Source organism: uncultured Sphaerotilus sp. (assembly GCF_963924895.1).
GTDB lineage: Bacteria > Pseudomonadota > Gammaproteobacteria > Burkholderiales > Burkholderiaceae_C > Sphaerotilus.
Window position 1 is genome coordinate 18376 of record NZ_CAWURG010000003.1, and the last position, 13264, is coordinate 31639.

The 13264-nt window shown below is 68.9% G+C and carries 10 protein-coding genes; 2 read left to right on the top strand and 8 right to left on the bottom strand.

Annotated elements, in window-relative coordinates; genetic code table 11:
* Nucleotides 1–57 precede the first annotated feature (57 nt).
* From parC to AABN02_RS00870, 8 genes are all read right to left on the bottom strand, one after another.
* Complete coding sequence (gene parC, locus AABN02_RS00835) at nucleotides 58–2403, bottom strand: DNA topoisomerase IV subunit A (RefSeq protein WP_338413029.1); 2346 nt, start codon at nucleotides 2401–2403, stop codon at nucleotides 58–60.
* A 60-nt stretch (nucleotides 2404–2463) separates the two neighbouring features.
* Nucleotides 2464–2994, bottom strand: coding sequence for a hypothetical protein (locus tag AABN02_RS00840; RefSeq protein ID WP_338413030.1), 531 nt, complete (start codon nucleotides 2992–2994; stop codon nucleotides 2464–2466).
* Nucleotides 2995–3016: 22 nt separating this feature from the next.
* A complete protein-coding gene (locus tag AABN02_RS00845) occupies nucleotides 3017–3802 on the bottom strand; it encodes a DUF481 domain-containing protein (RefSeq protein WP_338413031.1) in 786 nt (261 codons plus the stop codon).
* Between the two features lie 233 nt (nucleotides 3803–4035).
* Nucleotides 4036–5157: a hypothetical protein gene (locus tag AABN02_RS00850; protein WP_338413032.1), complete on the bottom strand. Its 1122-nt coding sequence runs from the start codon at nucleotides 5155–5157 to the stop codon at nucleotides 4036–4038.
* 296 nt (nucleotides 5158–5453) lie between these two features.
* A complete protein-coding gene (locus tag AABN02_RS00855; protein ID WP_338413033.1) occupies nucleotides 5454–6104 on the bottom strand; it encodes a response regulator transcription factor in 651 nt (216 codons plus the stop codon).
* Between the two features lie 14 nt (nucleotides 6105–6118).
* Nucleotides 6119–7711 carry a GAF domain-containing sensor histidine kinase gene (locus AABN02_RS00860; protein ID WP_338413034.1) on the bottom strand — a complete coding sequence of 531 codons (1593 nt, stop codon included), beginning with the start codon at nucleotides 7709–7711 and terminating at the stop codon, nucleotides 6119–6121.
* An 18-nt stretch (nucleotides 7712–7729) separates the two neighbouring features.
* A complete protein-coding gene (locus AABN02_RS00865; protein ID WP_338413035.1) occupies nucleotides 7730–8959 on the bottom strand; it encodes a mechanosensitive ion channel in 1230 nt (409 codons plus the stop codon).
* A gap of 50 nt (nucleotides 8960–9009) precedes the next feature.
* A complete protein-coding gene (locus AABN02_RS00870) occupies nucleotides 9010–11007 on the bottom strand; it encodes a DNA topoisomerase IV subunit B (protein ID WP_338413036.1) in 1998 nt (665 codons plus the stop codon).
* Between the two features lie 147 nt (nucleotides 11008–11154).
* Between AABN02_RS00870 and AABN02_RS00875 the strand changes: the two genes are divergently transcribed.
* Nucleotides 11155–11892, top strand: a complete 738-nt coding sequence (locus AABN02_RS00875; RefSeq protein WP_338413037.1) for a hypothetical protein — start codon at nucleotides 11155–11157, stop codon at nucleotides 11890–11892.
* A gap of 69 nt (nucleotides 11893–11961) precedes the next feature.
* Complete coding sequence (locus tag AABN02_RS00880; RefSeq protein ID WP_338413038.1) at nucleotides 11962–13197, top strand: MFS transporter; 1236 nt, start codon at nucleotides 11962–11964, stop codon at nucleotides 13195–13197.
* The last annotated feature ends 67 nt before the right edge of the window (nucleotides 13198–13264 follow it).

Here is a 13264-nt window from a genome sequence, read left to right on the forward strand (position 1 = left end):
ATCAATGGGCAATGAATATGTGGCCATGAATGACCACATGCAGGGTTCTCCCGGACTTCAAAGCGCAGCAATGCCCTGCACCTTCATGGTCGTGTCGATGGTGCGTCCCTTGCGCGCACGCCGGCCGACGTAGGCAGCCAGCGCCGCCGGCCGCAGATCCTCGTCCCGGGCCTTGGCACCGCGCCCGACACCACTGACCCGCAGCCCGGTCGTGAAGGGCACCACCATCCGCAGGGGATCTGCGGCATCGACCTCCATCAGCGTCAGCCCGCGTCCGCCGTTGGGCTGGTGCTTGAGTTCGCCCAGGCCGAAGACCAGCAATCTCCCGCTGGCCGCCAGACAGGCGACCTGGGGTTGGGTGGGCAGCACGGTGACCGGCGGAAACCACTGCTCGCCCGCTTCCAGGGTCAGATAACTCTTGCCACCTTTCTGGCGGGTCATCAGATCACCGAGTTTCGCCAGCAGGCCGGTGCCCCCGCTGTGGGCCAGCAGCAGCAGGCGATCGGCGGGGCCGGCGAGGTAATGCAGGATCTGCGTTCCCGATTCCAGCTCGACCAGCGAAGTGATGGGCGCCCCGTCACCGCGCGCGCCCGGCAGCGCGCTGACCGGCACCGAGTAGACCCGTCCGTTGTTGCCGCAGACGATCAGCGGATCGACCGTGCGGCACTCGAAGGTGCCATACAACCCGTCACCCGCCTTGAAGGCGAAGCCGGCCGGATCGTGCCCGTGGCCGGTGCGCGCACGCACCCAGCCCTTCTGGCTTACCACCACCGTCACCGGCTCGTCGATCACCTTGACTTCCGCGACCGCCTTCTTCTCGGCCTGGATCAGCGTGCGGCGGTCGTCGCCGAACTGCTTGGTGTCCGCCTCGATCTCGCGGACCACCAGCCGGCGCAGCGAGCTGGCGTTGCCGAGGATGTCCTCCAGCTTGCCCTGCTCGCCGCGCAACTCCGACAGTTCCTGCTCGATCTTGATCGCTTCCAGCCGGGCGAGCTGGCGCAGGCGGATCTCGAGGATGTCCTCGGCCTGCCGGTCGCTGAGGCGGAAACGTGCGATCAGCGCGGCTTTCGGCTCATCGCTCTCGCGGATGATGCGGATCACCTCGTCGATGTTGAGCAGGACCGTCTGCCGCCCTTCGAGGATGTGGATGCGGTCGAGCACGCGGGCCAGCCGGTGCTCGGTGCGCAGGCGCACGGTGGCCAGCCGGAAGCCGATCCACTCGCCGAGCATCTGGCGCAGGCTCTTCTGCGTCGGACGGCCATCGGCGCCGACCATGGTCAGGTTGATCGACGCCGAACTTTCCAGGCTGGTGTGCGCCAGCAGCGTGGTGATCAGCTCCTGCTGGTCGATGGCGCGGCTCTTGGGCTCGAACACGAGCCGCACGGCCGCGTCCTTGCTCGATTCGTCGCGCACGCCGTCCAGCACCGACAGCACGGTGGTCTTGAGCTGCGTCTGCTCGGGCGTAAGCGCCTTCTTGCCGGTCTTGATCTTGGGGTTGGTCAGCTCCTCGATCTCTTCGAGCACCCGCTGGCTGCTGGCGCCGGGAGGCAGTTCGGTGACGACCAGCTGCCACTGGCCCCGCGCCAGATCCTCGATCTTCCAGCGGGCACGCACCTTGAGCGAGCCGCGGCCGGTGCGGTAGGCGTCGCGGATGTCGCCCTCGCTGCTGATGATCTGGCCGCCGCCGGGGTAGTCCGGGCCGGGCAGCAGCGCGTGCAGCGCGTCGTCGCTCAGGTGTTCGTCGCGGATCAGCGCGACCACGGCAGACGACACTTCGCGCAGGTTGTGGCTCGGGATCTCGGTGGCCAGGCCGACCGCGATGCCGGACGCACCGTTCAGCAACACGAACGGCAGGCGGGCTGGCAGCTGCCGCGGCTCCTCGGTCGAGCCGTCGTAGTTGGGGATGAACTCGACCGTGCCTTCGTCGATCTCGTCGAGCAGCAGGCGGGAGATCGGGGCCAGCCGCGCCTCGGTGTAGCGCATGGCCGCGGCGCCGTCGCCGTCGCGCGAGCCGAAGTTGCCCTGGCCGTCGATGAGCGGGTAGCGCAGCGCGAAGTCCTGCGCCATGCGGACCAGCGCGTCGTAGGCCGCGGTGTCGCCGTGCGGGTGGTAGCGGCCGAGCACGTCGCCGACGACGCGGGCGCTCTTGACGGGCCGCGCGCCACTGGTCTGGCCGCTGGTGCTGCGCGAGGTGGTCAGGCCCATGCGCTGCATCGCGTAGAGGATGCGGCGCTGCACCGGCTTCTGGCCGTCGCAGACATCGGGCAGCGCCCGGCCCTTGACGACGCTGAGCGCGTATTCCAGATAGGCACGCTCGGCGTAGTGCGCGAGCGTCAGGGCGTCATCGCCGGAGCCGGGCTTGCCGGCGGGAGCGGTAGAAAAATCGATCGTGGTCTGGTCCATCTTGCGGCAGTCGGGTCACGGCATGACCCGCCGCCACAGTGGAGACCGGCACGGATCAGCTCAGGCGCATTGGTGCACCTGCGGCGCGATTGTGCAGGACATCGCCGCGGACGCCGAACGGGTCGGCACCGGACGCGCACGGCGCGCCGTCTCGGCGGGGGTGTCCAGCGTCCAATGCAGGACCGAGGATTCATGGTCCGCCCCGTCCACGGCCGGGTCCGCCTGGACGGACCAGTCCGTCAGGCCGAACCGGGTGATCGGCGCCTGGGCCGTGCCGGACTCCACCTGCGCCCAGTCGGCACAGGTGTCCGCGAAACACGGCGGCAGGAGTTCCTCGGACACGAGGATGGGAGCCGCCTGCGCAGGCGCGCGCTGCATCGAGAACGGCATGTCGGCCAGAGCAGGCGCCGGGGGCAAGGCGGGAGCAGCTGGCCGCGCCGCCGGCCACGGGGCCGCCAGCGGCGCGGTGACACCGGGGTGGGTGTCACGCTGGTCACGGTGGATCCGCATCCGGCGCCGCCCTGCAAACAGTGCCACCAGAACGAAGATCAGCAGCAGTTGCACCAGGATGGAGGTCGTGCCGAGTTCCATGTGCGGATCCTTGAAGGGAGAATCAGTCGAACTTGACCGACACGCCCGTGGTCAGCAGGGTGTCACCCTTCTTGCGGCCCGTGCCCGGGTCGGAATTGAAGGCGTAGCCCAGGCCGACGTTCAGGTTCATCGCGCTGGACATCGCCACCGACAGGCCGGAGGCGAAGCTGGCACGGAACTCGCCGCGGTTGCGCAGGTTCGGGTAGACCGTCAGGCGCTGCCAGGCGCTGGTGGTGTCCGACAGGCGGTGCTGCGACTCTTCGCCCAGCAGCAGCGCGGCATAGCCGTAGGACGAGCGCGACTGGCCGTCGACGACGGTGGCGGCCACGTACTTGTCGGCGTTGTAGACCAGACCGCCGTAGACGTCGAACGTGGTGGCCGGGGTCTTGATCACATGCAGACCGACGCCGCCGCCCAGCACGCCGCGCAGCGACAGGTTGGCCAGCTTGTCACGCTCCAGATCGGCGGTGCCGAACGCGAAGGTGTCGGAGCTGAGGTTGTAGTCGTAGCGGCCACCGGCACGCAGCTGCTCGGCCGAGGTCACGCCCGCGGCACGGACATACAGCGCCGAGCCGTAGACCGTCGCCTTGTCCTGGTCCGTCGCACGCACGCCATGTGCAGTCAGCGAGACGTTGGACGTGCGGCTGTTGCCCGACGAGACGCTGGCGCCGAGGCCGAGGGCCGCGCGCAGCTTGCCGTCCGTCTTCAGCGTGGCCATCGGCGTGGCCGGCGCTGCGGTCTGGGCCTGTGCCACGTTGGCCGCGAAGGCTGCAATGGAGATCAGACTGAATGCGAAGAATTTGTTCATTGGTTCTGGCTCATGCAATTGATGCGTACTTACGCCCCTGACAGTTGTCTTTTTTGAAAAAGACCCTCCCTGTCAGTTGTAGTTCCCTGCAAGGCCATCCGCGGGGGGGAGGATGTGCGGCCTGCCCGCGAATGGTAGGGGCGCATGTTCCGTGCGGTACCGGACCGAGGTCCTGCGCAGACCTGAACCAAAGTCGGGTTCGGTGCCTGCAGGCGCCGAACCGCCGCACCGTCTCACCAGGCGGCTTGATACGACCGCGGATTGAAGCGCGGATGGCGCGTGATGGCCCCGATGTCGACGAACTCGAAGTCGTTGAGCTTCATGCGCTGGATCTGCCAGATCGTCAGGCGCCCCCAGCGCTCGTCCGGATCGCCCTGGACGTAGAAGTCCGAGCCGATGTCGGCCACGTAGAGGCCGTATTTCTGCATGGCCCGCGCCAGCACCTTGGCCTGCGCCGTCCACCAGAACGGGATGTCGAAATCCGCCCGCAAGCGCAGCAGCGCGCCGAAGGGGATGCCGTCGGCGCGGGTCGTTCCGGCGGAGTGGCTGGCCGGCCAGGTGTGGCGCCGGTCCAGCACGGCGTCGCGGAAGGTCACGCGCAGCGCATGCGGAATCACGCCGGCCTCGACCTCGTCGGCACGCGCCAGCAGCGGCAGGATGGGCAGGCCGGCCGCGTCGGCGGAGGTCCAGCCGTCGGGCCGCATCTCCATCGACTTCAGGTCCCAGGCGGCGGTGGAATAGGCATTCCAGCGGCCGTTCACCTGGTAGGTGAAATAGCTCTCCCAGAGGCGGCACGCCCCCTGCTCCAGCACCAGCACGTGCCGGTCGCCGCAGGTCGCGGGGTCGTTGCACAGGCCGTGTTCGGCCTTCAGCAGACCGTCATTGGGATACGGAAAGCGCCGGCGCGACGGAATCAGGCTGTCGCAGCCACGCTGGAGCGCGGGCAGGCCCTGGTCGCCGACCGCGCAGTCGCTTTCCGAGGGCACACCGGCGCCGTTCGAATCGCGGGCGTCCTGGATGGTGTGGCTGACGAGCGGCCAGCGGGTCGTGGCCGGCGTGCCGTCGACCACGCTGACGGGCATGCCGTAGTAGTGGGCGGTCTGCGCGGGATCGACCGTGCGGCCCCAGTCGGCGTGCAGCTTGCGGCCCAGGCCGATGCTGCCCAGCCAGGCCGCGCTGCGCGCGTGCGGCGGGAAGCGCTGCACATCGTCGATGCGCTGGCTGAAGATGGCGCTGGAGGGAAAGAGTTCGCAACCGGCCAGGGTCGGTGCAGCCTGCACGGCAACGCCCGACAGCGCGCCGAACGCCATGGTGGCGACGAACGCGGTGACTCGGAAGCAGGAATGAATGGACATGGGGATCGGGGCAGCAGCCGGGTGGAAACATCGATCACCAGTATCGATCCATCACCACCGTTGTCCGCGCCGGACCCTTGTCACAACCCCGGGTGAATCTGGCAGATTCATGTTGTTTGAAAAAAATTCCTCCCTGCCAGTTATGTTCCCTGCGAGCCGTCCGCGGGGGGGAGGACATATTGGCTCGCAGACACAATGGTAGGCGGGAGGCGCTGCCGCGCTGCCAACCCCTGGGCTGGCGCGGACCCAGACCAAAGTCGGGATTGGCAGGCGCCGGATCTCCGGGGTTCGGCGCTTCAGTTCGGCGGCACCAGCTTGTGGCGCAAGGCGATGAGCACGGCCTCGGTGCGGTTGCTCACGCCCAGCTTGCTGAGGATGTTGGTGATGTGGAACTTGACGGTCGGCAGCGCGATGTGCAACTGGTCCGAGATGTCCTGGTTGCTCAGGCCGCGGGCCATCAGCGCCAGCAACTCGCGCTCGCGCTGGGTCAGGTCCGCGCCGGGGGCCGCGTTCTGCGACACGCTGATCAGCGCCTCGGTGGCCTCGGGCGACAGCACCCGCCGGCCGCCGAAGGCCGCGCGGATCGTGTTGACCAGCTCGTGCGCCGACGCGGTCTTGGTGAGGTAGCCCACTGCCCCGGCCGCCAGCGCCCGCTGCACCTCGCCCGGCTCGGTCAGGCTGGTGAGGATCAGGAAGCGGGTCTGTGGCGCCAGCGGACGCAGCTGGCGGATGGCCTCGATGCCGTCCATCTGCGGCATCAGCAGGTCCATCAGCACGACGTCCGGCTGCAGCGCCGGGATCATCCGCACGGCATCTGCGCCGTGCCCCGCTTCGCCCACGCAGAGGAAATCGCTCTCGCCCGAGATCATCCCCACCAGGCCGGCGCGGATCATCGGGTGGTCGTCGACGACGAAGACGCTGATGCGCGTCGCTTGGGAAGTGTTCATGGATTCGTTCTTGTTCATGGCAGCTCCAGCCGGATTTCGGTGCCCTCGTCCGGTCCCGAGGTGATGTTCCAGGTCGCGCCGATCTCGGCCGCCCGCTCGGCCATGTTGCTGAGACCGAAGTGGCCCGGTGGCGATGCACCAGGATCGAATCCATGCCCGTCGTCGGCGATGCGCAGCCGTCCGCCGGAGCCGCTCTCGGGCACGATCCACTCGATCACGGCGTGGCTCGCACCGCTGTGGCGGCCGATGTTCGACAGCGCCTCCTGGGCGATGCGGTAGAGGTGAACGCGGGTGGCGCCGGGCAGGCGGTCTTCGCGCGCCAGGCGCTGCGAGACCTCGATCGTGCCGCGGCTGGCCAGTGCATCGATGGCGTGCTGGAGCAGCTCCGCCAGCGGCAGGTGCTGCAGCGCATCGGGGCGCAGCTCGAACATCAGCAGCCGCATCTCGGCCAGCGCGCCCTTGTTGAGCCGCTCCAGCGCTTCGGCCTGCTGCTGCAACACGGCGGCCCCGCCATCGCCTTCGCCTTCGGCCAGCCGGGACGCCAGCCGGCCCAGCGTGCCGGCGATCACATTGGCCGCGAACAGGGTCTGGGACACCGCGTCGTGCAGATCGCGGGCAATGCGGTTGCGCTCGGCCACCACCGCCTGGTCCTTCTGCTGGGACAGCAGCTGCGCGTGGCGCATCGCCAGCCCGGTCTGGCTGCCCACCGCCGTGAGCAGACGCACCCGCTCGGCATCGAAGAAGTCCGGCTCCTCGTGGTCGACCCGCAGCACGCCCATCACCGACTCGCGCGACTTCAGCGGCACGGCCATCCAGGCCTTGGTGCCGCGGTACAGGCCCGAGGTGCGGGCATCGTCCGACAACAACGACCACAGCCACGACAGCAGGCTCTGGCGCACGCGGTTCTCGACGATGGGCGCGCCTTCGCGCTCGATGTGCTCGTAATGCTGCAGGTTGGCGCGTGACAGGCGCATGCCGGTCAGGTCGTCGGTCGGCGTCTGGCCGGCCTCGTCGTCGTTCTGGCGGTAGCCCATCAGCACGACCTGGCCACCCTCGTCGCGCGCCGTGCGCGACCAGACGGAGGCGCTGGTGTAGGCCATGGTCTGTTCCAGCGCACTGAGCGCCTCGGCGACCAGCTCGTGCAGCTCCGTCTTGCTGGCCAGCCCGATCGAGAGGTCCTGCAAGGTGGACAGTTCATGCGTGCGCAGGGCCAGCCGCCGGCCCAGCGACTCGGTCTGCGCGAGCAGATCGCGCTGGCGCCGGCGCCAGACCTCGATCAGCCGGCGCAGGCCCGCACTGGCGCGCTGCAGCTCGGCACTGCCGGTCTGCAAGGGCAGATTGACGTCATCGACCGGCTCGCTGCGGCGCACCATCTGGGTCGCCGCGATGATCTGGCGCAGCGACTTGCTCACACGGTAGGCCAGCGCGCCACCGGCCGCCGCGCACAGCGCCGCCGTCGCCAGCACCGCCCCGACCAGCGCCGGCGCACCCTGCAGCCCCCAGTGCAGCACGGCCGCAACGGGCAGCGCCGGCAGCAGGACCACGGCCACGAACTGCCACACCAGGGAGCGGCTGTCGAAGTGCCTTCGGCGCAGTCGATTCCACATGCCGTGCTCGACCCGCGCTCAGTCCGGGAACTGGATGGGCGGCGTGTCCGAGGCGGGCGGCGAAGTCCGCAGCGCCTCCACGGCCTCCTCCAGCAGGCGCCCGGCCAGGTGCCGACCGCCGACCCCCACCGCCACCGCCGCACCCACCGCGATCGCCCCCACCACCGAACCGAAGGCGATGCCGACGATGTCGCCCGGCAAGCCCGCCTGGCGCAGCGCCAGCGCAGCGGTGAAGAACAGGATCGCGCCCCGCACCAGATTGGCCAGCGCGGGCGCGTTCACCGCCGACCCCGCGCGAATCAGGCCAGCCACCCAGTTGGACAGCCACAGCCCGCCGATCATCACGACGCCCGCGACGGCCACCCCGGCCAGCACGGCGCCCAGGTTCACCACCAGCTTCGTCAGGATCGCGAAGCCCAGCACCTCGCAGGCCTGCATCACCGCCACGCTCACGATCGCGAACATCACGACCGAGCCGGCCAGCTCCGACGGGGTGCGCGCGCCGGCGCGGCCCATCTCGCCCAACCCGAGGTGCTGCGAGAGCTTGTTGAAGCCCATGCCGCTCAGCACGCCGGTGGTGATGCCCGCCACGGCGCGTCCGATGAGCGCCGCGACCGCGACGATGACGGCCGATGCGGCGATCTTCGGGATCAGCGCGATCACCGTGTCGAGCAGGTTGCTCACCGGCTGGGTGACGGCGTCCAGCCCGAGCGGCTCCAGCGCGGCCGCCAGCACCGGCAGCATGATCAAGGAAAACACCAGCGAGCCGACCAGCCCGGCCAGCCCGCCCTCGCCCAGCGAGGTGGACAACCCCATGCGCACGGCCACCTTTTCGGAGCCGGCGGCGCGCAGCATGCCGGTGGTGATCTGCCGCACGACGCGGGCCACCAGAAAACCGATGCCGAACACCACGATGGTGCCGACCAGGTTCGGCACGAACCCCATGATGCGGGACATCATGACGTTGACCGGGTCGAGCAGGCCCTTCAGTTCGAGCGTTTCCAGCAGCCCGGGCAGCGTGAACAGCCACACCACGCCGACGCCGACATTGGCCAGCATCACCGAGAAGCCCGGCGACTGCAGCTTCTCGTCGAGCTGGCGCTTCAGGCACAGCCGCGTGATCGCCGCGCGCACCAGCCGGCTGCCGATCCACGCGATCAGCACCATCACCAGCGCGCCGATCACCTTGGGCGCGTACGGCCCCAGCCCGGCCGCCACCGAACCCACCACACCACTGAATTGCTCCATATCCCCACCCCCATCGACACACCGGCATCCGGCCGGTCAGATTTCAGATTTCACACATCCACTTCGACTGCATCGCCGTGCAGTTCCATCAACTCGCGCCGCGAAGCGGCTTCACCCTTGCCCATCAGCTTGGTCAGCGCGGCGGTGGTCGCGGGCACACCCAGCGCACCACACTCCACCCGCATCAGCCGGCGCGTGTCCGGATTCAGCGTCGTTTCCCAGAGCTGCTCGGCGTTCATCTCGCCCAGGCCCTTGAAGCGGCTGATGTTCCAGGAACCCTCGCGCGCGCCTTCCTTGCGCACCTTGTCAAGTATCGCCTGCAATTCACCTTCATCGAGTGCGTAAAACTTCGCGGCCGGCTTCTTGCCGCGGGCGGAAGCGTCCACCCGGTACAGCGGCGGTTTGGCGATGTAGATGTGGCCGTTCTCGACCAGCTGGGGGAAATGGCGGAAGAACAGCGTCAGCAGCAGCACCTGGATGTGCGAGCCGTCCACGTCCGCGTCGCTGAGGATGCAGATCTTTCCGTAGCGCAGACCCGACATGTCGGGCTGGTCGTTCGCACCGTGCGGATCGACGCCGACCGCCACCGCGATGTCGTGGATCTCGTTGTTGGCGAACAGCCGGTCGCGCTCCACCTCCCAGGCATTGAGCACCTTGCCGCGCAGAGGCAGCACGGCCTGCGTCTCCTTGTTGCGGCCCATCTTGGCGCTGCCGCCGGCGGAGTCGCCCTCGACGAGGAAGACCTCGTTCATCGACAGGTCGCGGCTCTCGCAGTCGGTCAGCTTGCCGGGCAGCACGGCCACACCGGAGCCCTTCTTCTTCTCGACCTTCTGCCCCGCGCGCTGGCGGGCCTGCGCCTGCTTGATGACCAGCTCGGCCAGCTTCTTGCCATGTTCGACGTGCTGGCTCAGCCACAGCTCCAGCGTCGGCTTCACGAAGGACGACACCAGCCGCAGCGAATCGCGGCTGTTCAGGCGTTCCTTGGTCTGGCCCTGGAACTGCGGATCGAGCACCTTGGCCGACAACACGAAGCTGGCCCGCCCGAACACGTCGTCCGGCATCAGCTTCACGCCCTTGGGGCACAGCGCGTGCATCTCGACGAAGCCCTTCACCGCCTGGAACAGGCCGTCCTTCAGACCCGCCTCGTGCGTGCCGCCGGCGACGGTCGGGATCAGGTTGACGTAGCTCTCGCGCAGGTTGGCGCCCTCTTCGCTGAAGGAGACGCACCACTCGGCGCCCTCGCCTTCGGCGAAGGTCTCGTCGGCGCCCGCGCTGGCGTACTGCGCGCCTTCGAACATGGGGATCAGTGGCTCACCGTTCAGGTGCTGCGCCAGATAGTCGCGCAGGCCGCCCTGGTAGAGCCAGGTCTGCACCTCGCCGGTCTTCTCGTGCGTGAGCGTGACAGTCACGCCCGGCATCAGCACCGCCTTGCTGCGCAGCAGGTGCACCAGCTCGTGCTTCGGCAGCTCGGCCGACTCGAAGTACTTCGGATCCGGCCAGACGCGCACCGTCGTGCCCTGCTTGCGGTCGCCCGACGAGGGTGGTCCGGCCGGGCGGATCACCAGCGGCTCGACCACGTCACCGCCGGCAAAGGCCAGCGTGGCGACCTGCTTCTCGCGCCACACCGTCACCTGCAGCCGGGTCGCCAGCGCGTTCGTCACCGACACGCCGACGCCGTGCAGGCCGCCCGAGAAGCTGTAGGCGCCGCCCGAGCCCTTGTCGAACTTGCCGCCGGCGTGCAGCCGGGTGAACACGATCTCGACCACCGGCACACCTTCGTCCGGGTGCAGGCCGAAGGGAATGCCACGGCCGTCGTCCTCGATGCTCACCGAGCCGTCGGTGTGCAGGGTCACGCCGATGCGCTTGCCGTGGTGGGCGAGTGCTTCGTCGGCGGCGTTGTCGATCGCCTCCTGCACCATGTGCAGCGGGTTCTCGGTGCGGGTGTACATGCCCGGGCGCTGCTTGACCGGCTCCAGTCCTTTCAGGACGCGGATCGAGGCTTCGCCATAGGCGGCGGGGGAAGTGGAAGTCGGGGTCTTGGTGGCCATGGCGGCGGATTGTAGGTTTGCAACAGGCGGCACAACTTCCAGCACTTCAGTGCGGTCCGTCACAAGCCCCACACCAGCGGGAAATCCCCCGGTGCTAGCCTGCCCGCTCTCCTTGCACTCCCGATCCAGAACCCGAAGGACACCCGAATGACGCTTGCACTGCGCTCCCTGCTGACGGCCTCTGCGGCCGCGACCACCCTGCTGGCCACTGGCGGCGCCCACGCGCTGGAGATCAACACCCTCAACCTGCTGACGCAGTCCGAGTTCCACGCCCTGAGCCAGGACCTGGGCGCCGCGCTGTCGTACAAGGCCCTGGTGCCGGCCGAGCCGCTGGGCGTGATCGGCTTCGACATTGGCGCCGGCGTCACCGCCACCGAACTGCAGCACCGCGAGGTGCTGGCCAAGGCGGCGGGAGGGGCCGATGTGCCCAAGGCGCTGCCGGTGACCTCTGTTCGCGCAGTCAAGGGTCTGCCCTTCAACATCGACATCGGCGCCTCGCTCGGCCGCGTGCCGGCGACCGGCGCCACCACCACGGGGGGCGAGCTGCGCTGGGCCTTCGTGCCCGGCGGCATGCTGACGCCGGCGCTGGCCGTGCGCGCCAGCTACTCGCAACTCAGCGGCATCGACCAGCTCAAGGCCAGCAGCGCCGGGCTGGACGTGTCGATCTCCAAGGGCTTCCTGTTCGCCACGCCCTATGCCGGCATCGGCACCGTCACCACCCGCACGCAGGTCACCGGCACCACGCTGCTCCAGAAGGAGCGCATCAACCAGACCCGCCTCTTCGGTGGCGTCAACGTCAACCTCGGTCTGGTGAACCTCGCGCTCGAAGCCGACAAGACCGGCGACGCCACCAGCTACGGCGTCAAGGCGGGCTTCCGGTTCTGACGCTGGGGCAAGGTCCGGCGCGCATCTGCGTGTCAGCAGTGGCCATTGAAGTTCGCTACAGTCCGCCGGATGCGCGTTTCCTCTCCCCTCTCCGTGGATGCACCAGCCCGCCTGTCGATGACCCAGGTGCTGCTGTGCGGCGCCCTCATCGTCACGCTGTCGATGGGCATCCGCCACGGCTTCGGCCTGTGGCTGGCGCCGATCACCATGGAGCGCGGCTGGACGCGCCAGACCTTCTCCTTCGCGATGGCGGTGCAGAACCTGTCCTGGGGCCTGGCGGGGCCGATCGCCGGGATGCTGGCGGACCGCTTCGGCGCCTTCCGCGTGCTCATGGGCGGCAGCCTGCTCTACGCGGGCGGGCTGGTGCTGATGTCGCAGGCCACGACCGGGCCCGCCTTCATTGCCAGCACCGGGCTGCTGATCGGCATGGCGCAATCCGGCACGACCTACGCCGTGGTCTACGGCGTGATCGGGCGCCAGATCGATCCGATGAAGCGCTCGTGGGCGATGGGCGTGGCGGCGGCGGCGGGCTCCTTCGGACAGTTCCTGATGGTGCCGGTCGAGAACTGGCTGATCGGCCACCTGGGCTGGCAGCAGGCGCTGGTGCTGCTGGGCTGCGCGGCGCTGGTCATCATCCCGCTGGCCTGGGGCCTGCGCGAGCCGCAACAGCCCGGCGGCCCGACGCGCCCACAGCAGAGCATCGGCGCCGCGCTGCGCGAGGCGATGGGTTACCGCAGCTTCCAGCTGCTGATGGCGGGCTACTTCGTCTGCGGCTTCCAGGTGGTGTTCATCGGTGTCCACATGCCCAGCTACCTGAAGGACCACGGCATGGCGCCCGAGGTGGCAACGACCGCGCTGGCGCTGATCGGCCTGTTCAATGTGGTCGGCACCTACGCGGCCGGCTCGCTCGGCCAGCGCATGTCCAAGCGGCACATCCTGTCTGCCATCTACCTGGCGCGCTCGGTCGTGATCGTGGCCTTCCTGGTCGCGCCGCTGACACCGATGAGCGTCTATGTGTTCGCCGCCGTGATGGGCGTGCTGTGGCTGTCCACCGTGCCGCCGACCAACGCGGTCGTCGCGCAGATCTTCGGCGTGCAGTACCTGTCGATGCTGGGCGGCTGCGTGTTCCTGAGCCACCAGATCGGCTCCTTCCTGGGGGTCTGGCTGGGCGGTCTGCTGTACGACAGCACTCGCAGCTACGACATCGTCTGGGGCATCGCCGTGGCGCTGGGCGTGTTCGCCGCGCTGGTGAACCTGCCAGTGCGCGAAACCGCCATCGCCCGACCGATGGCCCAGCCGGCATGAGACGGCCAATGCGCCAGTTGCTGGTCGGCGCCGTGGTGGCGGCGGCACTGGGGCTGGTGTTCGCGGC